Source organism: Rhodoferax sp., from assembly GCF_034519335.1.
In the GTDB taxonomy this organism is placed as follows: Bacteria; Pseudomonadota; Gammaproteobacteria; order Burkholderiales; family Burkholderiaceae_C; genus Allorhodoferax.
Window position 1 is genome coordinate 59474 of the sequence record NZ_JAXHOL010000002.1, and the last position, 26674, is coordinate 86147.

The window sequence follows — 26674 nt, forward strand, 5'->3', positions numbered from 1 at the left end:
ACAGCTATTGTTTTTGTAGCAGATTCAGTAATTTGGTGTGGATGCCCCCAAAGCCTCCATTGCTCATGCACAGAATGTGGTCGCCCGGGCGCACTTGTGCTGCCACTTGGTGGGCCAGGTCGTCAATGGAGTCGGACACCACCGCGCGCGCGCCCATGGGTGCCAGCGCCTCGGCGGCGTCCCAGCCCAGGCCACCGCTGTGGCAGAAGGCCAGGTCGGATTCCTCCAGGCTCCAGGGCAGCTGGGCCTTCATGGCGCCCAGTTTCATGGTGTTGGAGCGTGGTTCGAACACGGCCAGGATGCGCGCGCTGCCCACCTGGCGTCGCAAGCCATTCACCGTGGTGCGGATAGCCGTGGGGTGATGGGCGAAGTCGTCGTACACGGTGACCGGGTCGCCCCCAGAGGGGAGTGTTACCGCGCCGCGCACTTCCATGCGGCGTTTGACATTCTCAAAACTGGTCAGCGCCTTGGCCGCGATGGCGGTGCTCACGCCCACATGGTCGGCCGCGGCGATGGCGGCCAGCGCGTTGAGCTGGTTGTGCACGCCGCCCAAGCCCCACTGCACGCGGGCCACGACTTTGCCCTGCTGCAGGACGGCAAAGTCGTGCGGTTCGCCCTCGGCGCTGAAGTCGCTCACCGCAGCGCCAAAGCTGCGCACTTCGCTCCAGCAGCCCTGGTGCAGCACGCGGGTCAGGCTTTCTTCCACGCCATTGACCACCACGCGCCCGCTGGGTGGCACGGTGCGCACGAGGTGGTGGAACTGGCGTTCGATGTCGGCCAGATCATCAAAGATGTCAGCGTGGTCGAATTCCAAGTTGTTTAGCACTGCGGTGCGCGGGCGGTAGTGCACGAACTTGCTGCGTTTGTCGAAGAAGGCGGTGTCGTATTCGTCGGCTTCGATGACGAAATAATTTGTTCCGGAGGGGCGGTGGGGCACCAGCACCTTCTGCTCCGTGTCCCCCGCCCGCGTCGCGGGCTCCTCCTTTACCTGCGCAGAAGGCACTGGCACCCCACCGCCTAGGCGTGCCGATATGCCGAAATTCAAGGGGACGCCGCCCACCAGAAAGCCGGGTTGCAGGCCGGCGTATTCCAGAATACAGGTCAGCATGCTGGTGGTGGTGGTCTTGCCGTGCGTGCCGGCCACGGCCAGCACATGGCGGCCCTGCAGTACATGCTCAGCCAGCCACTGGGGGCCGCTGGTGTAGGGCGCGCCAGCGTCCAGAATCGCCTCCATCAGCGGGAATTTGGGGTTGCCGTCAGGCAGGCGGGCGCGGCTCACCACGTTTCCGATGACAAACATGTCGGGCTTCAGGGCCATTTGGTCGGCGCCAAAGCCCTCAATCAGTTCAATGCCCAAGGCGCGCAGCTGGTCGCTCATGGGGGGGTAAACGCCGGCGTCACAGCCGGTGACGCGGTGGCCTGCCTCGCGGGCCAGGGCGGCCAAACCGCCCATGAAGGTGCCACAAATACCAAGGATGTGAATATGCATGGGCGTATTTTACGTGTCTGGGGAGATCGAAATTTTCAAGCCATTTCTGCCTCTAGCCCTCGTCTAGTATGCGCAAGCAGCTATCAAAATTGAAGCAATCCCGTTGTGACGCCGGGGGCACAGGGGGCGCGGTACCATGGCGCCATGGACGATCTGAAAGAAGAAATCGCTGCCACCGCCGCCCGTTTGGTGGTGGAAGAGGGGCTGGAATACGGCCCTGCCAAGCGGCGTGCGCTCAAGCAGTTGGGAGTGGCTGGCCGTGCGGCCTTGCCAGACAATGCGCAGCTGGATGCTGCGGTGGAGGAGTACATCGACATTTTTTGTGCGGACACGCAACCTGTCGAACTGCGAGCCCTGCGCGAACTCGCTTTGGAGTGGATGGAGCGACTAGCCCCGTTTCGCCCACACGTGGGCGGCGCAGTCTGGCATGGCACCGCCACACGCCGTTCTGATATTTATCTGCTGTTGTTTTGTGATGACCCCAAATCGGCCGAAATCGCGCTGATTGATGGTGGCGTACGTTTTGAAGCCCGGTCAGTGCCAGGCTTGCATGGTGAGATGGTGGACGCGCTGAGTGTGCATGCCCTGTGCAGGCCCTTGAACGAGCAGGTGGGCGTACATCTGTTGGTGAATGATCTGGATGACGTGCGGGGCGCCCTACAGCCCGATGCTCGCGGGCGACGTCCCCGTGGAGATGCGTCAGCGCTGCGCCGTTTGTTGGGTGATGTAAGTCATGATTGAACCGCCTTCCTCTTCCCAGCCTGCTTCAGAGGCTAGCTCCCGTCGCTGGTTGTTGCGTGGGCTGGCGGGGGGGGCTGCTTTGGCGGGTGTGGGGGTTGCGGTGTGGCGCGGCGTGGGCGACACGCCGGCGGTGGCGGAGCCGGTGGCCGGATTTTGGGGGCAGCGCTGGGAGACGCCAGACGGCAAGCCGCTTGCGCTCCAGAGCTTCCAGGGGCGACCGTTACTCATCAATTTTTGGGCCACCTGGTGTCCGCCGTGTGTAGAAGAGTTGCCGTTAATCAACCAGTTTTTTCGGGAACATCGCACTAACGGCTGGCAAGTGTTGGCATTGGCGGTGGACAAGACTGCGCCCGTGCAAGCTTTTTTGCAGCGCATGCCCCTGGATTTTCCGGTGGCCATGGCAGGTATGTCGGGTGCAGACTTGGGCCGCAGCTTGGGGAATTTGACGGGTGGACTGCCGTTTACCGTGGTCTTGTCGGGCGATGGTGTAGTGCGGCAACGCAAGATGGGGCGGGTTCTGCCTGCCGACTTGCAGGCCTGGGCTGGGCTAAAATAGAGCGCACTCCCTAGGCGGGGCGCGCTCTGATGGGGGCGTTTTCCGCCCGTCATCTCTTGTGAGTTGTTATAAATGACCTCATTTGCAAAGAGATAAATAAAATTATCGGCAGATATCGACATTTTTGCGGTAAATTCGCCGCTTCTCAAATGTCGGTTGTTGGAGATTCCATGGATTTACGCAAACTCAAAACCCTGATCGATCTGGTGTCGGATTCCAATGTATCGGAACTCGAAATCACCGAAGCCGAAGGCAAGGTGCGTATCGTCAAAGGTGGTGGCGCGATGGTGCAGGGTTATGCCCAGCCGGTGTACGCCAAGCCCGCTGCTGGCGTGCCCGCGGCTGCGCCCGCTGCCGCGCAGGCTGCTCCTGTTGCCGCCCCCGTTGTGGAAGTGGCTGCAGGCCATGCGGTGAAATCGCCCATGGTCGGAACGTTTTATCGCTCGTCTGCTCCTGGCGCCAAGCCCTTCGTGGAAATTGGCGACACCATTAAGCAAGGCGAGACGATTTGCATTATCGAAGCCATGAAGATCCTCAACGAGATCGAAGCCGACAAGTCGGGTACTGTGACCCAAATCCTGTGTGAAAACGGACAGGCCGTGGAATACGGTCAACCTTTGTTCACGATCGAATAAGTACACGCACCCATGTTCAAGAAAATCCTGGTCGCCAACCGTGGCGAGATTGCCTTGCGGATCCAGCGCGCGTGTCGTGAGCTGGGTATCAAGGCTGTCATGGTCTACTCCGAGGCGGACCGCGAAGCCAAGTACGTCAAGCTGGCCGAAGAGGCCGTGTGTATCGGGCCTGCACCTTCTGCGCAAAGCTACCTCAACATGCCGGCCATCATCTCGGCCGCCGAGGTGACGGATGCCGAAGCCATCCACCCCGGCTACGGTTTTTTGAGCGAAAACGCCGACTTTGCCGAGCGGGTTGAGAAAAGCGGCTTCCAGTTTATTGGCCCTACGCCTGAGTCCATCCGCATCATGGGTGACAAGGTGTCGGCCAAGCAGGCCATGATCCGCGCGGGCGTACCTTGCGTTCCGGGGTCTGAGGGCGAGTTGCCAGACGATCCCGTGCTGATCAAGCGCATGGCCAAATCCGTGGGTTATCCGGTCATCATCAAGGCGGCTGGCGGCGGCGGCGGTCGTGGCATGCGCGTCGTGCATACCGAGGCTGCGCTGGTGAATGCCGTGGCCATGACGAAGGCCGAGGCGGGTGCCGCATTTGGCAACCCTGCGGTGTATATGGAGAAGTTCCTCCAGAACCCGCGCCATATCGAAATCCAGATCCTGGCCGACAAGCACAAGAACGCAGTCTACCTGGGTGAGCGGGATTGCTCCATGCAACGCCGCCACCAGAAGGTGCTGGAAGAGTCGCCTGCGCCGGGCATCAACCGCAAGCTCATCGAGCGCATCGGTGAGCGCTGCGTCGCTGCCTGCAAGAAGATTGGCTACCGCGGCGCAGGTACCTTTGAGTTCCTCTACGAGGACGGCGAGTTCTACTTCATTGAGATGAACACCCGCGTGCAGGTGGAGCACCCGGTGACCGAGATGGTGACAGGCATTGACATTGTCAAAACCCAGATCATGGTGGCGGCCGGCGAGAAGCTGCCCTTCACACAGCGCCAGATCGAGGTGCGTGGCCATGCCATTGAATGCCGCGTGAATGCCGAAGATCCTTACAAGTTCATACCCTCGCCCGGTCGCGTGACCATGTGGCATGCGCCCGGCGGCCCTGGGGTACGTGTGGATTCTCACGTCTACACCAACTACTTCGTGCCACCGAACTACGACTCCATGGTCGGCAAGATCATCGTGCACGGCGATACGCGTGAGCAGGCCATGGCCCGCATGCGCACCGCTCTGGCTGAGACGGTGGTGGAAGGCATCAACACCAACATCCCGCTACACCGCGAGCTGATGGTGGATGCCAAGTTCATGGACGGTGGGACCAACATCCACTACCTGGAACACTGGCTGGAACAGCACAAGCGATAAGGTCTGGCATGTTTGAATTGCGTTTGATGTGTCCCGAAGATCGGGTCGAGAACCTGAGCGATGCGCTGGATGCGTTGGACGCCCTGAGTGTGAGCGTGGAGGACGCAGACGCGCAAACCGATGCAGAGCAGGCCTTGTTTGGCGAGCCAGGTATGCCACCGCCCAAAGACGGCTGGCAGCGGTCCCGGGTGATTGCCCTGTTTGCCGACCAAGCGTTGGCCGATGATGCCGCGCGTCTGCTGCAGGCGCAGGACTTTTTCGCAGGTTGTCAGGTCTTGGGCATCGCCGCCGTCGCCGATCAGGATTGGGTGCGCTTGACGCAGTCGCAGTTCGCGCCTGTGGAAATCACACCGGAGTTCTGGATTGTCCCCACCTGGCACGAGCCACCGGCGCAAGCCAAACAGGTTATTCGCCTGGATCCAGGGCTGGCTTTTGGCACTGGCACCCACCCAACCACACGCATGTGCTTGCGCTGGGTGGCAGGACATCCTAACCAGCCCGAGGTGTTGGACTATGGTTGCGGCTCTGGCATTCTTGCCATCGGGGCGGCTAAGTTTGGTGCACAACACGTGGTGGCGGTGGACATTGACGAAGCCGCCGTGCAGTCCACGGTGCTTAATGCCGATGCCAATGGCGTGCAATTGTTGGCGGGCTTGCCCGACAAGGCCGATGGGCACTACACCTTGGTGCTGGCCAATATCTTGGCGACACCCCTTAAAGTGCTCGCACCGTTGCTGTGTGCGCATGTGAAGGCGGGTGGGCATTTGGTGTTGGCTGGTATTCTTGCCCGGCAAGCGGATGAGTTGATCGCTGCCTACTCGCTCTATTGCAAGCTGTCAGTGGCGGACGAAGAGGACGGCTGGATTCTGATGACCGCCACCCTCTGATCGCAGCGATCACGGCTCTACAATGTGACGCGATGAGCCTGATTACCCAATGCCCAGCCTGCGCCACGATGTTCAAGGTCGTGCCGGACCAATTGCGTATTTCGGACGGTTGGGTGCGCTGTGGGCAGTGTGATGAGGTCTTCGATGCCAATGCCCACCTCTATAACGATCCCGAGCAGCAGACAGATTCCATCGTTCAAGAAAGCGTCTTGGCGGACGAGAGAAGCAGTGATTGGAAGTCTTCACTGAAGTTCACTGCAGACCAGCAAGCGCCGGTACCGTCCGAGCCTGAGCCTGCTTTGGCGCCAGATGATGCTGACGTTGTGGGCGTGTTTGAAATCCAGGCCGAAGTCTCGGAGGGGCATTTTTCCCCAGAAGCGCGCGCTTACCCTGCAGAGCAAAAGCCGGATCTGGATTCCCTGCTGGACTTGCGACCTGGCCATGCGCGTGACGAGCTTGAAGCGCCTGCTGATGATGTGCAAGAGAATACCAAGACACTGCCCGTGGCAGAGCCAAGGTTTGCGCAGGCCCATGTCAAGACAGTGGAGCCTGCCGACGCACCCAAACTCTCATTCATGCGCCAGTCTAGGGGCGGGGGTGTTTGGCAAGGTACTGGTGTGCGCGTGCTTCTGGCATTGATGGCGCTGTTGCTAGTCGCCACATTGGGATTGCAAGTGCTGGTCCACGAAAGAGATCGCATTGCTGCCACAGAGCCGGCCGCCAAGGAGGTATTGTTGACGGTTTGTGCTTGGCTGGACTGTGGCATTCAGCCGGTGCGCCAGATTGAATCCGTCGTCATCGACAGCTCCTCGTTTACCAAAGTGCGAGCAGATGTCTATCGCCTTAACTTCACACTTAAAAGTACGGCCGCGATTGCTTTGGCGGTGCCTGCGCTTGAATTGACCTTGACCGATCTGCAGGACCAGGCGGTGGTGCGCCGTGTACTGTTGGCGTCTGAGTTGGGCGCAGGCAAGGACACATTGGATGCAGGCTCCGAACTCACCACGGCGATTCCCATTACGGTCAAGCCCGGTGCTAATACCGAACGTATCTCTGGTTACCGATTGCTGGCCTTTTACCCCTGAGTTGCCCATGAAAAAAGCCCGAAACCTTACGGTGTCGGGCTTGGGCGCCTAAGTCGTAAACGCTTAAGGCTTGCTGGAAGTCGGAAACGGCCAAGCCGCTTGCGGATTCAGCGTGGTTTGCGCCGCAGGGGCTGCTGGGGCAGCTTTGGCAGCGGGTGCTTTCGCGGCTTTCTTCGCAGCGGGCTTCTTCGCTGCTTTTTTGGCTACAGGCTTCTTCGCTGCAGGCTTCTTCGCTGCAGGCTTTTTGGCTACAGCAGCTTTCTTCGCTGGAGCTGCCTTCTTTGCTGCTGCCTTTTTAGCGGGAGCGGCTTTCTTGGCTGGAGCTGCCTTCTTTGCTGCTACCTTTTTAGCGGGAGCGGCTTTCTTGGCTGGAGCTGCCTTCTTCGCTGCTACCTTTTTAGCGGGAGCGGCTTTCTTGGCTGGAGCTGCCTTCTTTGCTGCTACCTTTTTAGCGGGAGCGGCTTTCTTGGCTGGAGCTGCCTTCTTCGCTGCTACCTTTTTAGCGGGAGCGGCTTTCTTAGCAGGAGCTGCCTTCTTTGCTGCTACTTTTTTAGCGGGAGCAGCTTTCTTCGCGGGAGCGGCCTTTTTTGCGGCCGGTTTTTTTGCAGTTGCCATGATTTTCTCCTTGATCAATTTACAAAGAGCACTTCTTGCCAGTTGGTCGCAAGGAGTGATTCATGCTGTTGGGCGCAATCCCAGCAACATGAACGCGGTGACACGCTCCCATTCCGCAGTCTTGGCTGCGGTGCTGAGGGCGTGAAATTCTAGAAAGCATAGTTAGCGCTTTAGTCCCAAGACAGGGCGCCGCCCGATTGGTACTCGATCACGCGTGTCTCGAAGAAATTGCGCTCTTTCTTCAAGTCAATCATTTCGCTCATCCAGGGGAAGGGGTTTTCCTCATTCGGGAATAGCGGTTCCAAGCCAATCTGTGTCGCGCGACGGTTGGCAATGTAACGCAGATAGCCCTTGAACATGGAGGCGTTCATGCCCAGCACACCTCGCGGCATGGTGTCTTCCGCGTAGCGGTACTCCAGCTCCACGGCCTTTTCGAACAGGCCTTTGATTTCCGCTTTGAACTCAGCAGTCCACAGTTGAGGGTTCTCAAGCTTGAGCTGATTGATCAGATCAATGCCGAAATTGCAGTGCATGGACTCGTCGCGCAGGATGTATTGATACTGCTCAGCAGCGCCCGTCATCTTGTTCTGGCGGCCCAAAGCTAGGATTTGCGTAAAACCCACGTAGAAGAACAGGCCTTCCATGAGGCAGGCAAACACAATCAGCGATTTGAGTAGTGTCTGATCAGACTCTTGGGTGCCGGTGTGGAAGTTTGGATCCATGATGGCCGCGATGAACGGAATCAGGAACTCGTCCTTGTCGCGGATCGATTGGACTTCGTTGTAAGCGTTAAAAATCTCGCTTTCATCCAGGCCCAGTGATTCCACAATGTACTGGTAGGCGTGTGTGTGAATCGCTTCTTCAAACGCTTGGCGTAGCAGGAATTGGCGGCATTCGGGAGCCGTGATGTGGCGGTAGGTGCCCAGCACGATGTTATTGGCAGCCAACGAGTCTGCGGTCACGAAGAAACCGAGGTTGCGCTTCACGATGCGACGCTCGTCTTCGGTCAGGCCATTCGGGTCTTTCCACAGCGCGATGTCGCGGGTCATGTTGACCTCTTGCGGCATCCAGTGGTTGGCACAGGTAGCCAAATATTTTTCCCAAGCCCATTTGTACTTGAAGGGAACCAGCTGATTCACATCGGTTTGGCCGTTGATGATGCGCTTGTCGTCCGCGCGCATGCGGCGTGGGGTTCCGGTCTGCATGATTGCCGCTACGGCTGCAGGTGTTTGCAAGGGAGTCGGGGTGACTGGCGCCTGCGCAACCGACAACTGTTCAGACGGGTTGCGCGCAAAATTATTCGGCGATGTGGGCTTGACTTCTTCGTCCCAGGTCAACATAGATGATTCCAATCAGCGGATTATGAGAGCAGCGAAATGAAATGAAAAGAAGTCATGCATTTCGTTGCCCATTTGTGTTGCTCTATTGCATCGCAATCTCACTCGCGATGCGCCTTTCTATTACTGGCAGGACTCGCAGGTGGGGTCGTCCACACCGCAAAACTTGATGTCTGTTGCGGCATTGGTGGACAGCTCGATCTGCGCTTGTGCTGCAGCAGCGGCGGCTTCCAGTGCGCTCGACATTTTGGTCGAACCCTGTGCGTCGTTGCCAGATGACACTGCGTTCATGCGGCCGGCAGTCACTGTAGATTTCTCTGCGTGGGTGGCCGACATGGTGCGGAGGTAATAGGTGGTCTTGAGTCCACGCAACCAAGCCAGTTTGTAGGTTTCGTCCAGCTTCTTGCCCGAGGCTCCGGCCATGTAGATGTTCAGCGACTGTGCTTGGTCGATCCACTTCTGGCGACGTGCAGCGGCTTCCACCAGCCAGCGTGTTTCCACTTCAAATGCAGTGGCATAGAGCTGTTTGATTTCTTGCGGCACCCGGTCAATCGGGCTGAGCGAGCCGTCGAAGTGCTTCAAGTCCATGACCATCACGTCATCCCACAGTCCCAATGCTTTCAGATCACGCACCAGGTAGCTATTGATGACGGTGAATTCGCCCGACAGGTTGGATTTCACCGACAGATTGCCGAAGCAGGGTTCAATGGATGCATCCACTCCAATAATGTTGGAGATGGTGGCTGTGGGGGCAATAGCGACGCAGTTGGAGTTGCGCATGCCGTCCTGTGCAATTTTCTTGCGCAGCGCATCCCAGTCCAGCGTGGAGGAGCGATCGACTTCTACATAGCCGCCGCGGGCCTGAGCCAGCATGTCCAAGGTGTCGGGAGGCAAAACACCCTTGTCCCAGAGCGAGCCCTTGAAGCTGGAGTACTTGCCGCGTTCACGTGCCAACTCGGTGGAAGCCCAGTAAGCGTAGTAGCTGATGGCTTCCATGGATTTGTCCGCAAATTCCACAGCTGCATCGCTGGCGTAAGGGATACGCAGGGCATACAAGCTGTCCTGGAATGCCATGACCCCCAAGCCCACAGGACGGTGGCGCAGGTTGGAGTCGCGTGCTTTCTTCACTGCGTAATAGTTGATGTCAATCACGTTGTCCAGCATGCGCATGGCCGTCGCAATGGTGCGCTTGAGTTTGTCGTGGTCCAGTGCACCGTCTTTCAGGTGCTGACTCAGGTTGACAGAACCCAGATTGCACACCGCGGTTTCTGTGTCGCTGGTGTTCAGTGTGATCTCGGTGCACAGGTTGGACGAATGCACGACACCGGCGTGTTGTTGGGGGGAGCGCACGTTGCAAGCATCCTTGAAGGTGATCCAAGGGTGGCCGGTTTCGAACAGCATGGTGAGCATCTTGCGCCAAAGGTCGCTTGCCTGGATGGTGCGTGACGGTTTGATTTCACCGCGGGCTGCCTTCTCTTCGTAGGCTACATAGGCTCTTTCAAATTCAGCGCCAAACAGATCGTGCAAGTCTGGAACATTCGAGGGCGAGAACAGGGTCCAGGTGCCTTTCTCCATCACGCGGCGCATGAACAAGTCAGGAATCCAGTTGGCCGTGTTCATGTCGTGTGTGCGGCGGCGGTCGTCACCCGTGTTCTTACGCAACTCCAGAAACTCTTCGATGTCGAGGTGCCAGGTTTCCAGGTAGGTGCACACCGCACCCTTGCGCTTGCCGCCTTGGTTGACCGCAACGGCGGTGTCATTGACCACCTTCAGGAAAGGCACAACACCTTGCGATTCGCCATTGGTACCCTTGATGTGGGAGCCTAGGGCGCGCACACGAGTCCAATCATTACCCAAGCCGCCGGCAAATTTGGACAGCAGGGCGTTTTCCTTGATGGATTCGTAAATGCCGTCCAGGTCATCGGGCACCGTAGTCAAGTAACAGCTGGACAGCTGGGAACGCAGCGTGCCACTATTGAACAACGTTGGTGTGCTGGACATGAAGTCAAAGCTGGACAGCACTTCGTAGAATTCGATGGCCCGGGTTTCGCGGTCGATCTCATTGAGCGACAAGCCCATGGCGACACGCATAAAAAACGCTTGGGGCAGTTCAATACGCGTCTTGCCTTCGTGCAAGAAGTAGCGGTCATACAGCGTCTGCAGACCCAAATAGTCAAACTGCAGGTCACGACTGGCCTTGAGAGCTGCTCCCAAGCGTTTCAGGTCAAACTGCAGCAGTTTTTCGTCCAGCAGCTCGGCATCGACACCGCGCTTGATAAATCCTGGGAAGTAATCTGCGTAGGCCTCTTGCATGTCTGCTTGTGCGACATCACGCCCCAGCACTTCGCGGGAAATAGTGTGGAACAACAAACGTGCAGTGGCGTAGGTGTAGTCGGGGTCTTTTTCGATTAACGTGCGGGCGGCCAAGATGGATGCCTTGTACACCTCGTCCATGGGCACGCCGTCATACAGGTTGCGCATGGTCTCTGCCACGATGGGGCCTGGTTTTACGTCAGCACCCAAGCCGGCGCAGGCTGTTTCAATGCGGGACTGGAGTTGTGCCAGATCCAATGCGACGCGCTCGCCTCCTTCCAGAACATGGATGGTGGGCATCGCCGGTGCCGTTTGCGCCACTTGTTTGGCGCGCTCTTGGGTGCGGCGCTCACGATAGAGCACGTAGGCGCGAGCGATCTCATGGTGACCACCGCGCATCAGACCCAACTCCACTTGGTCTTGCACATCTTCAATATGGAATGTGCCGCCGCCGGGGCGTGAGCGCATCAATGCGCGAATCACCTGCTGGGTCAAGCCGTCCACCGTCTCGCGCACGCTAGCTGAGGCAGCCCCTTGGGTGCCGTGGACAGCCAAAAAGGCCTTCATCATGGCAACCGCAATCTTGTTGGGCTCGAAAGGAACTACGGCGCCATTGCGGCGAATGATTTGGTAGTGGGCCAGGGTGTTAGCCATGCCGGCCTCGGCATTTCCGCTGCTGTGGGCTGTAAGCAGTGTGCTGGATGGGCTGGGTGTTGCGGTAGAAACAGATTCCATGATTTCCTCGTCTAAATCAGTATTTTGGGGGCTTGTCTTGGTGCATAAACAGCCCCGTGTTTTGTTTGTGTGGGGCAGTGGTTGAAACTGACAGCGCACACTATATCTGGGGTCTGCAGTGGATACAAGCCACTACCGGTAGTGTACAGGCGGCAATCGGTGTGTTCTTGCCAGGAGCCGGCGTTTCAACCCCGTTGCACACCGTAAAACAGGCCTGTGAGGCGCGCGTGAAATAGGGCTTTGTGTGAGAAGCGCAAGCACTGGTGCGTACTTTGAGAGGGTTTGGCCGGCAAACGCGCGTGAAATCAGCGCTGGGGGCGGACGGAATATTGCGTTTTGGTGGCCGCGGCGTACACGGCAAGGCAGAAAAATATTTTTACTCGTGTTCCAAACCTGTGGCTTTTGGATAAAAACTGGCAGGGAGTTCGAGGCTGTCGCGCAAAAGGTTCCATCGAAAACCGGGGCCGGGATCTTCCTTGCGGCCGGGCGCGATGTGCTCGTGGCCGGCCAGGTGGCGGATGGGGTAATGGGCCCCCAAGGCAGGAATCAGCGATTGCAGAGTCTTGTACTGTGCCGCCGCAAAGGTGTCGCCCTCCAGTCCTTCCAGTTCGATGCCAATCGAGTCGTCGTTGCAATTGCTTCTGCCGCGGTAGGAAGAGACACCCGCGTGCCAGGCGCGGTCATCGCAGCTTACAAATTGCCACAGGTCGCCGAGGCGGGTGATGAAAAAATGGGCGGATACCTGTAGCCCCTCGATCGATTTGAAGTACGGGTGGGCGTTCCAGTTCAGCCGGTTGGTAAACAGTTCGGCCACATGCGGTGTGCCGTATTCCCCGGGTGGGAGGCTGATGGAGTGCAGTACGACCAAGTCCACCAAAGCCCCGGCAGGTCGAGGTCCAAAATTGGGTGAAGCGCAAGCATGGGCGAATCGGTACCAGCCCTCGTGCCATAGCGGTGAGGTGTCGTCAGGCATCGGAGGGTTCATCGGATGCATTGGGTGCATCAATTTGCAGGCGTGCCATGCGGTAGCGAATTTGCCGCAGGCTGATGCCCAGTCGCTGGGCAGCGGAGGTGCGATTGAATCGGGTTTCGCGCAAGGTACGTACCAAGATGTCACGTTCAATACGGTCCAAGTGCACTTGCAGGTCACTTGGAATGGGCTCTGGCACGGCCGCTGGAGGCGGTGAGGGAGCAAAAAAAGTACTTGGATTCTCAGCCGGGCTGGATTCTTCGGGACCTTCCTGCAAAGGCTGCGGCTGTGTGAGCAAGGCGTGCGTGTCGAGTTCCAGTACCGGGCCTTCAGACAGGGCCATGGCACGGTGCAGCACGTTTTCTAGTTCACGGACATTGCCAGGTAATGGCAACGTACAGATTTGTGCCAAGGCTGGCGCGGAAAGCTTGGGGGGCGGCAAACCTGATTCTGCGGCAATCCTTGCCAATAGTGCTTGGCACAGGGCCGGCAGATCTTCGCAACGTTCCCGCAAAGGCGGAATATAGATATCAATGACGTTCAGGCGGTAATACAAGTCTTGCCGGAAGCGGCCTGCCTGAACTTCAGCAGCCAAGTCCTTGTGGGTGGCGCTCACAATGCGCACATCCACCAATTCCTCCTGCAGAGCGCCAAGAGGCCGAACGCTGCGCTCTTGGATAGCCCGCAGCAGCTTGGATTGCATGGCCAGTGGCAAGTCACCGATTTCGTCCAGAAACAGGGTTCCGCCGTGGGCAGCCTGGAAAAAACCGATGCGGTCTTGGCTGGCTCCGGTGTACGCGCCTTTGCGGGCGCCAAAAAATTCAGCTTCCAACAGGTTTTCCGGTATGGCGCTGCAGTTCACCGGGACCCAGGGGCCTTGCGAGCGATGGCTGTTGGCATGGATGGCGCCCGCGACCAGTTCTTTGCCAGTTCCCGACTCCCCGCGGATCAGCACCGGCGCCATGCTGCGTGCCACCTTGACAATCCGGTCTTTGACTTGCGCCATGACATTGGAACTGCCGACCATTTTGGCCATTGAGATCTCTGCGTTGGCAATGGCGTTGCCAGCGACGGTTTTTAGCGTTGTGTTGCGCGCGGGCACCGGCGGAGACGCAACATTGCCCTGTAAGGCATTGGCCACCACTGCCCGGAATTGCTTCAAGTCCACCGGTTTGGAGAGGTAGTCAAAGGCCCCTGCTTTCAGTGACTCGACGGCATTTTCTGCAGAGCCATACGCCGTAATCACCACGCAGCGCTCCGCGCGTTGCTCTGCACGCAGTTGCGCCAAAATGTCGGTTCCCGAGCCGTCGGGCAAACGCATGTCCGTGATGATGGCGTCGAAGCGTTGCTGTTTGAGTTGTTCCCGCGCCTCTTGCACGCAGCCCGCGGTTTCCACGCGGTAGCCCTCACGCAGCAAGGTCAGCTCATACAGCGTGCGCAAGTCCGGCTCATCATCGATGACCAGGATGCGAGCGTCGTTCAGTACAGGGAGGTTTGCCATGGTGCTTCTGTATTGTCGTCTGTCCCGGTGTTTTCGGTCAGTGGCAGCGTGATCGAAAACGCATTGCCCTCTGTGGGGCGGCCGGCCATGTCTTGTGTGCTGCGGTGGTAGCTCAACGCAGCACCGTGGCGTTCGCACAGTTCTCTGCAGATGTACAGTCCCAGCCCGCTCGATCGGCTCTCCGAGGAGAAAAAAGGCTCGAACAAATGGCGCTGGACGGAGGCATCCATGGGCGCACCGTCACTCCATACGGTTACGTGTGCCACCTTGGCGTTGCAGTCGCTCTCAACCTGAATGCTGGCAGCGCGTTTGCTCGCATAACGCTGCGCATTGTCCAGAAGATTGACCAGAACTTGCCGCAGGTGGTCCGCGTCAAATCTCACGGAAAGCGCCTCCGGGGAGGCCTTTATCTCGAGCTGGGCCAAGTGCCCAGTTTGCTGGGCCCAGTCAGACGCAATGCGGTGAACCTGTTCATGCCAGTGGATATGCTGTGCCAGAAGGGCTGGGTCATTGCCGCGGACGCGGGACACATTCAGGATGTCGTCCACAATTTTTTCGAGCCGTTTGGCATTTTGGGACACCATGCCCGTGAGTTTCTTGTGTCGGGCGTCTGTGATGTCTTCGTCCAGCAGCGCATTCGCCTGCGCGATGGCCGCAAGAGGGTTGCGTATTTCGTGCGCTACCGCGGTAGACAAGCGCCCCATGCTGGCGAGCTTCTCGGTGCGCAGGCGAGCCTCTAGTTCACGCTGATCTTGCAGAAACAGCACGCACAAACTGTCCTGCGCAATGCCTTGGGGCGCTGCCAGGCTGGTGCGTACCAAAACCCTTCGGGGGCCGCTACCGGCGTGGTGGATGGTGATCTCCGCCTGTTGGGCGCGGCCGCTGCCCATGCTCAGACGGGTCAGGTGCAGCAGGGCCTGCCATGCAGGATCGCTCTTGAGATCAAACATGGTGGTTCGCAATTGCGATTGCGCGCTTCCGAGCAATAGCCTCGCAGCAGGGTTCGCAGCACGCACTATGCCTTGTGCATCCACAATCAGCACGCCGTCGGGCAAGGACTCAATCACTAACTCATTGACCTGCCGTTGGACCGTGGCCGCCAATTGGCTCAGGCGCGCGCGTTGTCCTTCGCTGGCCAAGCGCGATGCCAGCTGGTTTGCCAACAAGGCAATCAAAAAATAGCCGGCACCCGCCAGAGCGGCTTGTACAAAAGCTGGTGTGGCCTCGCCCGGTGCGTCACTGTGCATCCAGTAGGTGCCGCCCAACAGCAACATGCTGATGCCAGCGGCAGTGCCGAGTGCCAGACGCAAAGAGCCCAAAACGGATGACAGCAAAACGGGCAGTGCAAACAGCGGGGTGTAGTTGAGGTTGTTGCCCTGCAACCACTGCAGACCCGAGAACACCGCAATGTCCAAGCCGATCAGTACGCCCCATGCGCGATTAAAGGCCTGCCCCAGGTGGCGCGGCCGGACAAACATCCGTGTCGCCAAGGTGCCCAGAAAATAGGCCACGCAAATGGCCATGAGCGACCGGCTTTGTGCGGACCCTGCAACGTACAAGCCCGCTTGCAAAACTACCAGCACCAGCCCCAATGTGAGCCTGGCGGTCATGAAAGCTTGCCAAAGGCGCGAAAACTCCTGCGTGCCTTCGGGCGGTTCGGGCGCCGGCTCCAGCGCGACAGGTCCGAACCAAGAATGTTCGGGGAGCGGATTTGGCATTAGCCTTCCGCCGCGTGGCGGTGTGCCGGGCTGCAGTACATCCCCTGTTGGCCTCGCAGCGATTCATCGGTGGGCAGATGCAAACCGCAATGGCGGCACGCCACCATGTCCGTTGGCTGTGCCTGGCTTTTGGCGGAGGGCTTCGGGGCTGCGACAGCAGTGCGCGCACTGCGCCAGCGCCAAGCCACCAATACCACCACCACGAGGACGATGAAATATTTCATGCACCGCGCCCCAAGATCACTTCCATCACAAAACGCGAGCCCACGTAGGCCAGCAGCAGCAGCAGGGAGCCGGTGTAGAGCATGCGATTGGCTTGCTTTCCACGCCAGCCAAACTGGTAGCGCCCAGCCAGCAGAATGGCAAAGGTAAGCCATGCCAGCACGGAAAACACGGTCTTGTGGTCCCACCGCCAGGCATGGGTAGGCCCGTACAAAACATCGCCAAAGCCATATCCCATCACCAAGGTTGCGCTCAGCAGCACAAATCCCGCAGCGACAAACCGGTAGGTCAAGCGCTCTAGCGTCAGCAGCGGCAGTCCGCTATGGGGGTCGGCCGCTTGGCGGATACGGGCTTCGGTCCGTGTCATGAACCAGGCATGGACCACCGCAGTCCCGAACAGGCCATAGCAGGCCACGCCAAACAGCAGGTGCAGCGGAAGCCACACCGAGGCTGTGGCGGCCAGCGGCACGCCGGGGAACACAAATGCGAGCACTACGGCCAGTGCCCCCAAAGCAGCCAGCGCCCAGCGCGTTTGCAGCTGCGGAAAGACCTGACTTTCGACTGCGTAGACCGCGGCAACCAGCCAAGCAGTGACCGACAAGGCTGGCGCAAACCCGAAGTGGGCTGTGCTTCCCATCAGGCTCCAGGCGAGCAGGGCACCATGTAGCACCCAAGCAACGACCACCCAGCCGCGCGCTGCGTTGGCCGAAAGATGGGTCGCGCGCAGAGCCGTCCATGCGTAGGCACTGGCGGCCAAAACCGAGAGGGTCAGGCTGATGGGAGTCGCACTGGCTAAAATCATCCCCACAGTTTAGCGTTTTGCTCCCTGCCAGCCCCGGCTGGCCTTCACCACAGGTTCCGCTTGCCGGAATACGTCATATGGCCTCCGCCCTTACCGACAAACTCTCCCGCCTCGTCAAAGACCTGCGCGGCCAAGGCCGCATCACCGAAAGCAATGTCACCGACATGCTGCGCGAAGTGCGCATGGCACTCTTGGAGGCCGACGTGGCCTTGCCCGTAGTGCGCGATTTCATTGCCCGGGTGAAAGACAAGGCGTTGGGCCAGGAAGTACTGGGCTCCTTGCAACCCGGCCAGGTGCTGGTGAGCATCGTCAACCGCGAGTTGGCCGCCACCATGGGTGAGGGCGTGAGCGACATCAACCTTGCGGCCCAACCGCCCGCCGTCATATTGATGGCAGGCCTGCAAGGTGCCGGCAAAACCACAACCACGGCCAAGCTGGCCAAGCACCTGATCGAGAAGCGCAAGAAGAAGGTCCTGACCGTCTCGGGTGACGTGTACCGCCCCGCCGCCATTGAGCAGCTCAAGACTGTCACGGCCCAGGCCGGTGCCGAGTGGTTTCCCAGTACGCCAGATCAAAACCCGGTCGACATTGGCCGCGCCGCACTGGACTACGCCAAAAAGCATTTCTTTGATGTGCTGCTGGTGGACACCGCAGGCCGCCTGGCGATTGACGAAGCGCTGATGCTGGAAATCAAAAACCTGCACGCTGCGCTCAACCCGGTGGAAACGCTGTTTGTGGTGGACGCCATGCAGGGCCAGGATGCGGTCAACACCGCCAAGGCGTTCAAGGAGGCGCTGCCACTGACCGGCATCATTCTCACCAAAACCGATGGCGATTCGCGCGGCGGTGCGGCGCTATCTGTGCGCCAAGTCACCGGTGCGCCCATCAAGTTTGCTGGCACCAGCGAAAAGCTGGATGGCTTGGAGGTGTTTGACGCCGAGCGCCACGCCGGCCGCATTTTGGGCATGGGCGACATCGTGGCTCTGGTGGAGCAAGTCACCGCCGGTGTGGACATCGAAGCCGCCAAAAAGCTGGCCGACAAGGTCAAGAGTGGTGGCGGGTTTGACCTGAACGACTTTTTGGCCCAGATCCAGCAGATGAAACAAATGGGCGGTCTCTCCAGCCTGATGGACAAGCTGCCCGCTGCCATGGCGGCCAAGGCCGGTCAGGTGGACATGGACAAGGCCGAGAAAGACATCAAGCGCAAGGAAGGCATCATCCACAGCATGACGCCGCTGGAGCGCCGCAAGCCCGATCTCATCAAGGCCACCCGCAAGCGCCGCATTGCCGCAGGCGCCGGTGTGCACGTGCAAGAGGTCAACCGCATGCTCAAGGAATTTGAGCAGATGCAGGACATGATGAAGAAGATGAAGGGCGGCGGCATGATGAAAATGATGAAGCGCCTGGGCGGCATGAAAGGCATGCCCAAAATGCCGTTTTGATGGCGGACCAAGCCCGTGCGCAAGTCTTGAAAGGTATCGGCCTGGCCATCGCGGCCATGGCCTGTTTTGCCGCCCTGGACACCACCACCAAATGGGTGTCGCTCAGCGCCCCGCTGATGGTGGCCATGTTTTTCCGTTACGCGTTCCAGGCCGTGGCCACCACGGCCATTGAGCTGCCCCGCCAGGGGCGTTCCTTGCTGCACACCGCACACATCGGCCTGCATGTGCTGCGCGGCGGCCTGCTGTTGATGGGCGGGATGGGCAGCCTGGGCCATTTCATCTTTGTCCAGGCCTTCAAGCGCACCCCCGCCGCCGTGCTCATGCCCTATATGTACGCCCAGATCGCGTTTGCCATGCTGGGCGGCTGGCTGATGTTCTCGCACGTGCCCGACGCCTGGACCATCGCCGGCATGGCCCTGATTGCGGTGTGCGGTGCCGCAGGTGCGTGGCTCACGGCGCACGAGAGCCTGGCATCGGCAGAGGCACCGGAGCACTGAAGGTGCTCAGAATGATTGGTTTGAGTTTCGAATTGGCCTCTGGTGCCCGTGGAATATGCGCTAGCAGCTCCTGATTTAATAGCAAACTATTGCTCGAACGTGTGGGTGGCAGAGTGGGGAGTCCGGGCCCCCGCCTCATACTGCCAAACGCGCACAAATCGGCGGGGCCCCGGACTCCCCGCTCTGCGGGTGACGTGGTTGGTGCGCTGGGTTGGGTCGGTTAAGGTTGGGAGCCGCTTTGCAGCGACAACAGACATCCGCCGTCACCCCAAATGGTAGGGTCGCAACACACTGACAATCCAATCACTCGGTAAGCTTCTATGCCCAATTCAATCCCTGCGCTGTACGTCTCTTTGGTTGTTGCGATTTCGGCATTTTTAGCAATAGTGGCCCTTGTGGTTAGCGCAGTTACTACGCTACATCTCCGACGTCGATACAAAAAGGCTGAATGGATTCCTGTACCCGTCACAGTAGAACACTCCGAAATCGTAAAGAATGGCAGAGTATTTACTCCTTCGATTAGGTACAGCTACTCATTTGATGGTTTGCAGTACACATCTTCGATCATCAGTCCAGATCTTCACTACGCAAGTTCAAACGATAAAACTGACCCTCAGAAGTGGGTAACGCTCTTCCCTGTTGGCACTAAAGTAACTGCATACCTCGACAAGGCGAACCCTAGCGTAGCTGTCTTGTTTCCTGATTTTCGCTATGGCTGGTGGTATATCTTTCTTGTCGCTTTTGCCGTGTTTGGAGGAAGTAATTTCATTTTGCTTGTTATCCCCTTGATTCGGCCTTAGTGGAGTTCCATCGCTTTACACATTCGCTGACATCGCTCAATCAGTTCACTAGGTGGGCTGCGTTGATGTTTCCAGACATATGGGGGCGTTCCACTCCGACGGTCTCTTCGCTGATCCTCGGAGGTTCTAGTTCTTAGCCCGGCGAAACTGTTGCTAAGACTGCTTTGGAGCGAAACGGAATTCCGCAATCAGCCTAAAGCGGACCACTCTCCCTACGCTGTACCGCTCGCCTCCCCCCCACAGGCGGGCAAGAAATTCCAAGCCAAATCAGCCTCTAGCCCCCGCACTGATTGCGCAAGCAGCTCCTAATTCAATAGCAATCTAAAGCATCCGCCCGGTCTTCACAAACCGGTAGTGCCACGACAGGGCCTAGCTCAGGATGTGTGGGGTGCGGCGGCCGAGGGCTTCTTTCGGGGTGCGGTCAAAGTGGTCGCACAGGGCGGGGCGGGAGTCCGATGCGCTTGCGGTACTGAGCGTCAGGCCGCGTGTTCTGCCACCAGCACTTCGCCACGCAGGGTGTAGCTGCGGGTCTCGGTGATCGTCACATCCACCAGCTGCCCCACCAAGCGCGGCTGACCGGCAAAGTTGACCACGCGGTTGCACTCGGTGCGGCCCATCAGTTCGCCGTTGTCGCGCTTGCTCATGCCTTCCACCAGAATGCGTTGCACCGTGCCCAGGCGCTGGTTGCTGATGGTGGCAATGTTGGCGTTGATAGCGGCTTGCAGCTCTTGCAGACGCGCCAACTTCACTTCGTGCGGGGTCTCGTCCTGCAAGTTGGCGGCAGGCGTGCCGGGGCGGGGGCTGAAGATGAAGCTGAAAGAGTTGTCAAAGCCTACGTCAGCGATCAGCTTCATCATCTTGGCGTGGTCTTCGTCCGTCTCACCCGGGAAGCCGACGATGAAGTCCGAGCTGATGCTCATGTCGGGCCGGATGGCGCGCAGTTTGCGGATTGTGCTTTTGTATTCCATGGCGGTGTAGCCGCGTTTCATGGCCATGAGGATCTTGTCGCTGCCGTGCTGCACGGGCAGGTGCAGATGGCTCACCAGCTTGGGCAGCTTTTCGTACGCGGCAATCAGGCTGGGCGTGAACTCGTTGGGGTGGCTGGTGGTGTAGCGGATGCGCTCGATGCCGGGGATGTCGCTCACATACTCCAGCAGCGTGGCAAAGTCTGCCATCTCGCCGCCCGCGGTCAGCGGCGCACGCCAGGCGTTCACGTTCTGGCCCAGCAGGTTCACTTCTTTCACGCCCTGGTCGGCCAGGCCGGCAATCTCCACCAGCACGTCTTCAAACGGGCGGTTCACCTCTTCGCCACGGGTATAGGGCACCACGCAATAGCTGCAGTATTTGCTGCAGCCTTCCATGATGCTCACGAAGGCGCTGGCGCCGTCCACTTTGGCGGGCGGCAGGTGGTCAAACTTTTCAATCTCGGGGAAGCTGATGTCCACCTGGGGCTTGTTTTGCAGTGCGCGCTGGTTCAGCAGCTCGGGCAGGCGGTGCAGGGTTTGCGGGCCAAACACCACGTCCACATAGGGCGCGCGTTTGATGATCTCGGCCCCCTCTTGGCTGGCCACGCAGCCGCCCACGCCAATTTGCACGCCCTTGGCCTTGAGGTGCTTGATGCGGCCCAGGTCGCTAAACACTTTCTCTTGCGCCTTCTCGCGCACCGAGCAGGTGTTGAACAGAATCAGGTCGGCCTGCTCCACATCGTCGGTGGGCTCGTAGCCTTGGGCGGCGCCCAGCACGTCGGCCATCTTGTCCGAGTCGTACTCGTTCATCTGGCAACCAAAGGTTTTGATAAAGACTTTTTTAGACATGGCGTGTCCCATCGAATGCTATAAATTCAGGAGCTGCTTGCGCAGACGGGGCGGGCGCTAGAGCCCTAAAATGCATCAAGCCTGGCCGGTCAGGGCGTGGCTGGAATGAGTTTGGCTTCGACGTCGGTCAGCACCCACACCTCATGCAGCATGCCCTGCGGCTCGCGCAGGTACACCACGGGCACGGTCTGGCCAATCAGGGACGCCGACATGGCCAGCATGCCATTGGCCCCCCGAATGCGGGCGCCGGGCGAGAGGCGGGTCACTTGGTTGTCCAGCAGCACCTCGGGTGGTGCCACTACCTGCAGCGTGCCGCGCACGGCTTTGGGTGGGAAGGTGCGCACCGCCACGACCACCGTGCCGGTACTGTCGGTCAGCTGTTGGGAGGTGGGGCTGGTTTGTGCCAGGCCGCCCAGGGGCAGGGCGGCCAGTAGGCCCAGAGCGCAGAGGGTGTGAATGCAGCGATTCATGGTGTGTATCCAGAGGCTGTGAAGGAAGGCGCCGATTTTACCGGTGCAGGGCAAACTGCAAAGAAAAACCCGCAGGGCTTGCGCACTGCGGGTTTTCAATCTGGTGGTCGTAGGTGGATTTGAACCACCGACATCAGCATTATGAATGCTGCGCTCTAACCAACTGAGCTATACGACCGAAGCCCAGAATTATAGACCAAAAATTATTGGTGGGTAAAGTGGGCCGGGCGCTTGTTGACGAAGGCGTCCATGCCTTCTTTTTGGTCGGCGGTGGCAAACAGGGAGTGGAACAGGCGGCGTTCGAACACAATGCCGTCGGCCAACGTGCCCTCAAATGCGCGGTTCACGGCCTCTTTGGCCGCCATCGTGGCTATTTGCGAGAAGGCGCAAATTTGCAGTGCCGCGCCCAGGGCTTCCTCTTGGAGTTTGTCCAGCGGTACCACGCGGCTGACCAGCCCCGCGCGTTCGGCCTCGGCGGCGTCCATCATGCGGCCGGTCAAGGCCAGGTCCATGGCTTTGGCCTTGCCCACCGCGCGCGGCAGGCGCTGCGTGCCGCCGGCGCCGGGGATGATGCCCAGCTTGATCTCGGGCTGGCCGAACTTGGCGTTGTCGGCGGCGATGATGAAGTCGCACATCATGGCCAGCTCGCAGCCGCCGCCCAGTGCAAAGCCGCTCACCGCGGCGATGACCGGTTTGCGGATGCTGCGGATGGTTTCCCAGTTGCGGGTGATGAAGTCGCCCTTGTAGGCATCGGCAAACGTGAACTTGGCCATGGCGGTGATGTCGGCGCCCGCGGCAAAGGCCTTTTCGCTGCCGGTGAGCACGATGCAGCCAATGGCAGGGTCGGCGTCAAAGCCCTTGAGCGCGGTGCCCAGTTCGTCCATGAGCTGGTCGTTCAGCGCGTTCAGCGCCTTGGGGCGGTTCAGCGTGATGACGGCAACCTTGTCGCCTTCGATACGGGTGGTGATGCATTCGTAACTCATGATGGGGTCTCCAGATTTTTGCGTCTTGGCACTATAGCGAAGAGGGTTTGCACATGACTGACACCGCGACGACTCCCACCCCGGAAACACCGGTTTTGTATGCCGAGTACGGTGCCGTGGCGCTGGTGACGCTGAACCGCCCGGCGGCGCTCAACGCCTTCACCCGTGAGATGCACCACGCGCTGTGGGCCGCGCTGGACCGGGCGGAGGCCAACCCAGCCATGCGCGCCGTGGTGCTAACCGGGGCCGGGCGGGGTTTCTGCGCAGGGGCCGACCTGAATACCGGCGAGCTGGGGCCTGACGCTCATCCTACTGGCCGGCCCGACCCCGGCGTGAGTATTGAGCAGGCTTTCAACCCTACGACGCGCCGCCTGCAGGCGCTGCGCATGCCTACCGTTGTGGCGGTGAATGGTGTGGCGGCCGGGGCCGGTATGTCGTTTGCGCTGGCCTGTGACATCGCCATTGCCGCGCCGGGGGCGAGTTTTATCCAGGCCTTCAGCAAGATTGGCCTGATTCCCGATGCGGGCAGCACCTGGTTTCTGCCGCAGCGCCTGGGCATGCCACGCGCGCTGGCTTTGGCCATGACGGGTGACAAGCTGATGGCCGCGCAGGCCAAGGAGTGGGGGCTGATTTGGGACGTGGCCGACGATTGTGTGGGCGCGGCGCTGGCCATGGCGCAGCGTCTGGCCTCCATGCCCACGCAGGCGCTGGTGGCCACGCGCCATTTGCTGCGGGATGGTGCTGCGCGCACTTTGAACCAGCAGCTGGATGCCGAGCGTGATGCCCAGAGTGCGATGGGGCGGACGGATGACTATGTGGAAGGGGTGCAGGCTTTTCGCGAGAAACGGGCGCCCAAATTTACGGGGAGCTAGTTGCTGCGCGCCTGCAGGGTTGGGGCGCCGAAGCGGGTGGGGCCAGGCTCCTCATACTGTCCTGCTGGCCAGAAATCGGGGCCCGGCCCCACCCGCTTCGGCGTGCGGTGCGTGTCTGTGTTGGTCAGGCAATACCGGGGGTGCCATCCAGCCATTTGGCGACTGCTGCTGCGTCGCGGATGGACAGGCGCACGGCGGTGCTGGGCGAGGGCATGGCCAGTGTCAAGGTCATCAAACGTTTGTCGCGGGACACCAGTGCGCTGACCTTTTTTGCTTTGCCGGTGTAGAGCGTCAGGTCGTCCAGTACTTGCATGCGCCATGGTTCACCCTCGCCCTTGCCCTCGGTTTGCACCGCAATCCATTCGTCTCCGGCGGCAAAACCAGCCTTCTCGGCGACTCCGCCGCGCAGCACTTGCTGGATGAACAGGCCGCCGTTTTCTTTGACGCGCAGGCCCAGTTGCTGGGCCACCTGGTCGGGCTCGCGGTTCACCTGCACGCCGTGCTGCTCCAGCAGCTCGGCCACGGGCAGCTCTTTGGTGCTGTGCACCCAGTGGGCGATGTCTTTGGCGTAGCTGCGGCCGCCCAGTTCCTGCAGCACGGCCAGCAGGTCGGCCTCGGCCATGGGGCCGCCGGCGCAGCGGGTCCACAGGCCGCGCATCACGGCGTCCAGCGTGGTTTTGCCCTCTGCGCGCAGCGTCAGGTCCAGGCACAGGCCTACCAGTGAGCCCTTGGTGTAGTAGCTCACCGTGGCGTTGGCGGTGTTTTCGTCCTGGCGGTAGTACTTCACCCAGGCGTCAAAGCTGCTTTGTGCCACGCTTTGCACCAGGCGCCCCGGCGTCTGGGCCACCTGGTTGATGGTTTTGGTCAGCAGCTTGAGGTAGGTGGCGTTGTCGATGCGTTTGGCGCGGCGCAGCAGCAGGTCGTCGTAATAACTGGTGAAGCCCTCAAAGAACCACAGCAGCTGGGTGTAGTTCTCTTGCGTGTAGTCGTAGGTGGCCAGCTCGGACGGACGCAGGCGCTTGACGTTCCAGGTGTGGAAGTACTCGTGGCTGATCAGGCCCAGCAGCGTGGTGTAGCCCTCGGGCTGCTTGTGGGTGGTTGGTGCCAGCGTGCTGCGCGGCTGGCGCGGCAGGTCTTTGCGGTTGCAGATGAGGGCGGTGGAATTTTTGTGTTCCAGGCCACCGTAGCCGTCGTGCACGGCGTTCAGCATGAAGACGTAGTTTTTGAAAGGAATCGGGCTCTGGGGCCCGTCCTTCTTGCGCAAGCTGCTCACTTTTTTGACATCAGTGTCGACTGCATCACCATGCCAGAAGCGCAGCTCGGCTTCGCAGATGGCCTGGGTGTCGGCCAGCAGCTGGGCGCCGTCAAAGCTGGGCGGCGCACCCGCCACCACAAAGCGGTGCGGAATGCCGCAGGCCATAAAGTTGCCGCTCCAGAACGGGCCCATCTCTACCGGGCAGTCCACCAGCGTGTCGTAGTTGTCGGCGCGGTACAGGCCAAAACCGGCCTTGTCGCACTTCACGGGCTCCAGCCCTGTAGCCACGCTCCAGCCTTTGAGTGCGTCACTGGCGATCAGCCCCATCGTGTGCGGGGCCTGCGCTTGTTCTGGCACTTGCAGGCACAGGCTGGTGCCGTTGAAAAAGCCGCGCGAGTTATCCAGCCAGGCGGTGCGCACCGAGTTGTCAAACGCGTACACCTCGTACTGCACCTCCAGCGGTGTGCCGGGGGTACAACTCACTTCCCAAGTGGCTTTGTCGTGCTGCAGCACGGCCATGCGTTTGCCGGCCTGGCGGACTTCCAGCTTTTGCAGGTGTTTGGCAAATTCACGCACCAGGTAACTGCCCGGAATCCACACCGGCAGGCGCAGAGTCTGCGTGGCAGCGGGCGTGGGCACTGTGAGCGTGACCCGGAACAGGTGGGCGTGCACATCCAGCACCTCCACCTGGTAGTGCACGGGGGCAACGGTGGCGGTGGAAGTGCGAGATTTCATGTCAAATTGGCCTCTGGCCCGCGCGGAATGTGCGCGAGCAGCTATAAAAATGGGAGTGCTTTGCGCTGGCTGGATCAGCCCTTGGCGGCAGCCAAGTGCTTCTCGATCTGCGGCGCGTCAATGGCGCCAGGCACGCGGCTGCCGTCCTGGAAAATCAGTGTGGGGGTACCGTTGATGCGGTAGGTCTTGCCAAACTCCACATTGCGGGCCAGCGGACTCACGTCGCACATGGCCGCCGCTGTCGGGGCGGCTTGGTCGCGCAGCATCCAGTCTTGCCAGGCGGTGACTTTGTCCTTGCTGCACCAGATGGCTTTGGACTTCTCGGTCGAATCGGGTCCCAGGATGGGATAGAGAAACATGTAGATGGTGACGTTGTCGACCTTCTGCAGGTCGCGCTCGAAGCGTTTGCAGTAGCCGCAGTTGGGGTCTTCAAACACCGCGACTTTGCGCTGGCCGTTGCCACGCACGATGGTGAAGGCGTCCTTGAAGGGCAGGCTCTCAAACTTGACAGCGGTGAGCTTGTTGATGCGCTCTTCGGTCAGGTTGCGCAGTTCTTTGCCCTTGGTCGCGAACAGATTGCCCTGGAACAGGTGATCGCCCTTGGCATCGGTGTAATACACCTCGGCACCATTCACGCGAATCTCGTAAATGCCGGGAATGGAGGTCTTGCGCACCTCGTCAATGTCTTTGAGCTGTGGAATGCGTTTGCCGATGTTGGCGCGGATGGCTGCTTCTTGCGCGTGCAGGCTGCTGCCCAGGGTACACAGCGCCAGTGCGGCAGCCAGAAGGGAGGTGGAGAGTTTCACAGGCGAGGTCTCGTGGTGAGGGAATAGATTGC

Annotated in this window: 24 protein-coding genes and 1 tRNA gene; 10 read left to right on the top strand and 15 right to left on the bottom strand. The window is 59.8% G+C overall.

Annotated elements, in window-relative coordinates; genetic code table 11:
* Window positions 1-4: 4 nt before the first annotated feature.
* Window positions 5-1489 (bottom strand): UDP-N-acetylmuramate:L-alanyl-gamma-D-glutamyl-meso-diaminopimelate ligase, encoded by a 1485-nt coding sequence (gene mpl, locus U5O12_RS02115; protein ID WP_322577040.1) that lies wholly within the window; start codon window positions 1487-1489, stop codon window positions 5-7.
* A gap of 144 nt (window positions 1490-1633) precedes the next feature.
* Between mpl and U5O12_RS02120 the strand changes: the two genes are divergently transcribed.
* The 6 genes from U5O12_RS02120 (at window position 1634) to U5O12_RS02145 (ending at window position 6755) form a co-directional block, all read left to right on the top strand.
* Window positions 1634-2230, top strand: coding sequence for a hypothetical protein (locus U5O12_RS02120; protein WP_322577041.1), 597 nt, complete (start codon window positions 1634-1636; stop codon window positions 2228-2230).
* Window positions 2223-2786 carry a TlpA disulfide reductase family protein gene (locus U5O12_RS02125; RefSeq protein WP_322577042.1) on the top strand — a complete coding sequence of 188 codons (564 nt, stop codon included), beginning with the start codon at window positions 2223-2225 and terminating at the stop codon, window positions 2784-2786. Before U5O12_RS02120 ends, U5O12_RS02125 begins: the two co-directional genes overlap by 8 nt.
* A 170-nt stretch (window positions 2787-2956) precedes the next feature.
* The gene (gene accB, locus U5O12_RS02130) at window positions 2957-3421 is read left to right on the top strand and encodes an acetyl-CoA carboxylase biotin carboxyl carrier protein (protein ID WP_322577043.1); all 465 of its coding nucleotides are present in this window, start codon (window positions 2957-2959) and stop codon (window positions 3419-3421) included.
* Between the two features lie 12 nt (window positions 3422-3433).
* Window positions 3434-4783 (top strand): acetyl-CoA carboxylase biotin carboxylase subunit, encoded by a 1350-nt coding sequence (accC, locus tag U5O12_RS02135; protein WP_322577044.1) that lies wholly within the window; start codon window positions 3434-3436, stop codon window positions 4781-4783.
* 8 nt (window positions 4784-4791) lie between these two features.
* A complete protein-coding gene (gene prmA / locus U5O12_RS02140; protein ID WP_322577045.1) occupies window positions 4792-5670 on the top strand; it encodes a 50S ribosomal protein L11 methyltransferase in 879 nt (292 codons plus the stop codon).
* Between the two features lie 32 nt (window positions 5671-5702).
* Window positions 5703-6755 (top strand): zinc-ribbon and DUF3426 domain-containing protein, encoded by a 1053-nt coding sequence (locus tag U5O12_RS02145; RefSeq protein ID WP_322577046.1) that lies wholly within the window; start codon window positions 5703-5705, stop codon window positions 6753-6755.
* A gap of 63 nt (window positions 6756-6818) precedes the next feature.
* On the opposite strand, the gene U5O12_RS02150 is transcribed toward U5O12_RS02145, so the two are convergent.
* From U5O12_RS02150 to U5O12_RS02185, 8 genes are all read right to left on the bottom strand, one after another.
* Window positions 6819-7370 (bottom strand): histone H1-like DNA-binding protein, encoded by a 552-nt coding sequence (locus U5O12_RS02150; RefSeq protein WP_322577047.1) that lies wholly within the window; start codon window positions 7368-7370, stop codon window positions 6819-6821.
* Between the two features lie 170 nt (window positions 7371-7540).
* Window positions 7541-8710 carry a ribonucleotide-diphosphate reductase subunit beta gene (locus U5O12_RS02155; protein ID WP_322577048.1) on the bottom strand — a complete coding sequence of 390 codons (1170 nt, stop codon included), beginning with the start codon at window positions 8708-8710 and terminating at the stop codon, window positions 7541-7543.
* Window positions 8711-8830: 120 nt separating this feature from the next.
* Window positions 8831-11755, bottom strand: a complete 2925-nt coding sequence (locus U5O12_RS02160) for a ribonucleoside-diphosphate reductase subunit alpha (RefSeq protein ID WP_322577049.1) — start codon at window positions 11753-11755, stop codon at window positions 8831-8833.
* Between the two features lie 376 nt (window positions 11756-12131).
* Window positions 12132-12728 carry a 1,6-anhydro-N-acetylmuramyl-L-alanine amidase AmpD gene (gene ampD / locus U5O12_RS02165; RefSeq protein WP_322577050.1) on the bottom strand — a complete coding sequence of 199 codons (597 nt, stop codon included), beginning with the start codon at window positions 12726-12728 and terminating at the stop codon, window positions 12132-12134.
* The gene (locus tag U5O12_RS02170; RefSeq protein ID WP_322577051.1) at window positions 12721-14226 is read right to left on the bottom strand and encodes a sigma-54 dependent transcriptional regulator; all 1506 of its coding nucleotides are present in this window, start codon (window positions 14224-14226) and stop codon (window positions 12721-12723) included. The genes ampD and U5O12_RS02170 overlap by 8 nt, the downstream gene beginning before the upstream one ends.
* Window positions 14205-15944, bottom strand: coding sequence for a sensor histidine kinase (locus U5O12_RS02175; RefSeq protein WP_322577052.1), 1740 nt, complete (start codon window positions 15942-15944; stop codon window positions 14205-14207). The genes U5O12_RS02170 and U5O12_RS02175 overlap by 22 nt, the downstream gene beginning before the upstream one ends.
* The gene (locus tag U5O12_RS02180) at window positions 15944-16168 is read right to left on the bottom strand and encodes a PP0621 family protein (protein WP_322577053.1); all 225 of its coding nucleotides are present in this window, start codon (window positions 16166-16168) and stop codon (window positions 15944-15946) included. Before U5O12_RS02180 ends, U5O12_RS02175 begins: the two co-directional genes overlap by 1 nt.
* Entirely contained in the window at window positions 16165-16968 is an 804-nt protein-coding gene (locus U5O12_RS02185; RefSeq protein WP_322577054.1) for a cytochrome C assembly family protein, read from the bottom strand. Before U5O12_RS02185 ends, U5O12_RS02180 begins: the two co-directional genes overlap by 4 nt.
* 77 nt (window positions 16969-17045) lie before the next feature.
* On the opposite strand from U5O12_RS02185, the gene ffh reads away from it, so the two are divergent.
* The 3 genes from ffh (at window position 17046) to U5O12_RS02200 (ending at window position 19707) form a co-directional block, all read left to right on the top strand.
* Entirely contained in the window at window positions 17046-18410 is a 1365-nt protein-coding gene (gene ffh / locus U5O12_RS02190; RefSeq protein ID WP_315479564.1) for a signal recognition particle protein, read from the top strand.
* Window positions 18410-18907 (top strand): EamA family transporter, encoded by a 498-nt coding sequence (locus U5O12_RS02195; RefSeq protein ID WP_322577055.1) that lies wholly within the window; start codon window positions 18410-18412, stop codon window positions 18905-18907. The genes ffh and U5O12_RS02195 overlap by 1 nt, the downstream gene beginning before the upstream one ends.
* Before the next feature lie 320 nt (window positions 18908-19227).
* On the top strand, window positions 19228-19707 hold the full coding sequence (locus U5O12_RS02200) for a DUF3592 domain-containing protein (RefSeq protein WP_322577056.1): 480 nt from the start codon (window positions 19228-19230) through the stop codon (window positions 19705-19707).
* A gap of 476 nt (window positions 19708-20183) precedes the next feature.
* Here U5O12_RS02200 and miaB read toward each other — a convergent pair whose 3' ends face one another.
* The 4 genes from miaB to U5O12_RS02220 all read right to left on the bottom strand — a co-directional run bounded on the left by miaB (window position 20184) and on the right by U5O12_RS02220 (window position 22974).
* Window positions 20184-21521 (bottom strand): tRNA (N6-isopentenyl adenosine(37)-C2)-methylthiotransferase MiaB, encoded by a 1338-nt coding sequence (gene miaB / locus U5O12_RS02205; RefSeq protein WP_322577057.1) that lies wholly within the window; start codon window positions 21519-21521, stop codon window positions 20184-20186.
* A gap of 89 nt (window positions 21522-21610) precedes the next feature.
* Window positions 21611-21991, bottom strand: coding sequence for a hypothetical protein (locus U5O12_RS02210; RefSeq protein ID WP_322577058.1), 381 nt, complete (start codon window positions 21989-21991; stop codon window positions 21611-21613).
* A gap of 101 nt (window positions 21992-22092) precedes the next feature.
* Window positions 22093-22169: transfer RNA gene (locus U5O12_RS02215), tRNA-Met, on the bottom strand.
* Window positions 22170-22194: 25 nt separating this feature from the next.
* Window positions 22195-22974, bottom strand: coding sequence for an enoyl-CoA hydratase (locus U5O12_RS02220; RefSeq protein WP_322577059.1), 780 nt, complete (start codon window positions 22972-22974; stop codon window positions 22195-22197).
* Between the two features lie 53 nt (window positions 22975-23027).
* Here U5O12_RS02220 and U5O12_RS02225 point away from each other — a divergent pair, with 53 nt between their 5' ends.
* Window positions 23028-23846 carry an enoyl-CoA hydratase-related protein gene (locus U5O12_RS02225; protein WP_322577060.1) on the top strand — a complete coding sequence of 273 codons (819 nt, stop codon included), beginning with the start codon at window positions 23028-23030 and terminating at the stop codon, window positions 23844-23846.
* Window positions 23847-23970: 124 nt separating this feature from the next.
* Here U5O12_RS02225 and U5O12_RS02230 read toward each other — a convergent pair whose 3' ends face one another.
* Window positions 23971-25836, bottom strand: a complete 1866-nt coding sequence (locus U5O12_RS02230; RefSeq protein ID WP_322577061.1) for a peptidase M61 — start codon at window positions 25834-25836, stop codon at window positions 23971-23973.
* Between the two features lie 74 nt (window positions 25837-25910).
* Entirely contained in the window at window positions 25911-26642 is a 732-nt protein-coding gene (locus U5O12_RS02235; RefSeq protein WP_322577062.1) for a DsbC family protein, read from the bottom strand.
* Window positions 26643-26674: the final 32 nt, after the last annotated feature.

What these genes read in the sequence shown, in the direction of transcription:
- mpl (WP_322577040.1), bottom strand. Translation starts at nt 1,489, where the DNA reads ATGCATATTCACATCCTTGGTATTTGTGGCACCTTCATGGGCGGTTTG.
- U5O12_RS02120 (WP_322577041.1), top strand. Translation starts at nt 1,634, where the DNA reads ATGGACGATCTGAAAGAAGAAATCGCTGCCACCGCCGCCCGTTTGGTG.
- U5O12_RS02125 (WP_322577042.1), top strand. Translation starts at nt 2,223, where the DNA reads ATGATTGAACCGCCTTCCTCTTCCCAGCCTGCTTCAGAGGCTAGCTCC.
- accB (WP_322577043.1), top strand. Translation starts at nt 2,957, where the DNA reads ATGGATTTACGCAAACTCAAAACCCTGATCGATCTGGTGTCGGATTCC.
- accC (WP_322577044.1), top strand. Translation starts at nt 3,434, where the DNA reads ATGTTCAAGAAAATCCTGGTCGCCAACCGTGGCGAGATTGCCTTGCGG.
- prmA (WP_322577045.1), top strand. Translation starts at nt 4,792, where the DNA reads ATGTTTGAATTGCGTTTGATGTGTCCCGAAGATCGGGTCGAGAACCTG.
- U5O12_RS02145 (WP_322577046.1), top strand. Translation starts at nt 5,703, where the DNA reads ATGAGCCTGATTACCCAATGCCCAGCCTGCGCCACGATGTTCAAGGTC.
- U5O12_RS02150 (WP_322577047.1), bottom strand. Translation starts at nt 7,370, where the DNA reads ATGGCAACTGCAAAAAAACCGGCCGCAAAAAAGGCCGCTCCCGCGAAG.
- U5O12_RS02155 (WP_322577048.1), bottom strand. Translation starts at nt 8,710, where the DNA reads ATGTTGACCTGGGACGAAGAAGTCAAGCCCACATCGCCGAATAATTTT.
- U5O12_RS02160 (WP_322577049.1), bottom strand. Translation starts at nt 11,755, where the DNA reads ATGGAATCTGTTTCTACCGCAACACCCAGCCCATCCAGCACACTGCTT.
- ampD (WP_322577050.1), bottom strand. Translation starts at nt 12,728, where the DNA reads ATGCCTGACGACACCTCACCGCTATGGCACGAGGGCTGGTACCGATTC.
- U5O12_RS02170 (WP_322577051.1), bottom strand. Translation starts at nt 14,226, where the DNA reads ATGGCAAACCTCCCTGTACTGAACGACGCTCGCATCCTGGTCATCGAT.
- U5O12_RS02175 (WP_322577052.1), bottom strand. Translation starts at nt 15,944, where the DNA reads ATGCCAAATCCGCTCCCCGAACATTCTTGGTTCGGACCTGTCGCGCTG.
- U5O12_RS02180 (WP_322577053.1), bottom strand. Translation starts at nt 16,168, where the DNA reads ATGAAATATTTCATCGTCCTCGTGGTGGTGGTATTGGTGGCTTGGCGC.
- U5O12_RS02185 (WP_322577054.1), bottom strand. Translation starts at nt 16,968, where the DNA reads ATGATTTTAGCCAGTGCGACTCCCATCAGCCTGACCCTCTCGGTTTTG.
- ffh (WP_315479564.1), top strand. Translation starts at nt 17,046, where the DNA reads ATGGCCTCCGCCCTTACCGACAAACTCTCCCGCCTCGTCAAAGACCTG.
- U5O12_RS02195 (WP_322577055.1), top strand. Translation starts at nt 18,410, where the DNA reads ATGGCGGACCAAGCCCGTGCGCAAGTCTTGAAAGGTATCGGCCTGGCC.
- U5O12_RS02200 (WP_322577056.1), top strand. Translation starts at nt 19,228, where the DNA reads ATGCCCAATTCAATCCCTGCGCTGTACGTCTCTTTGGTTGTTGCGATT.
- miaB (WP_322577057.1), bottom strand. Translation starts at nt 21,521, where the DNA reads ATGTCTAAAAAAGTCTTTATCAAAACCTTTGGTTGCCAGATGAACGAG.
- U5O12_RS02210 (WP_322577058.1), bottom strand. Translation starts at nt 21,991, where the DNA reads ATGAATCGCTGCATTCACACCCTCTGCGCTCTGGGCCTACTGGCCGCC.
- U5O12_RS02220 (WP_322577059.1), bottom strand. Translation starts at nt 22,974, where the DNA reads ATGAGTTACGAATGCATCACCACCCGTATCGAAGGCGACAAGGTTGCC.
- U5O12_RS02225 (WP_322577060.1), top strand. Translation starts at nt 23,028, where the DNA reads ATGACTGACACCGCGACGACTCCCACCCCGGAAACACCGGTTTTGTAT.
- U5O12_RS02230 (WP_322577061.1), bottom strand. Translation starts at nt 25,836, where the DNA reads ATGAAATCTCGCACTTCCACCGCCACCGTTGCCCCCGTGCACTACCAG.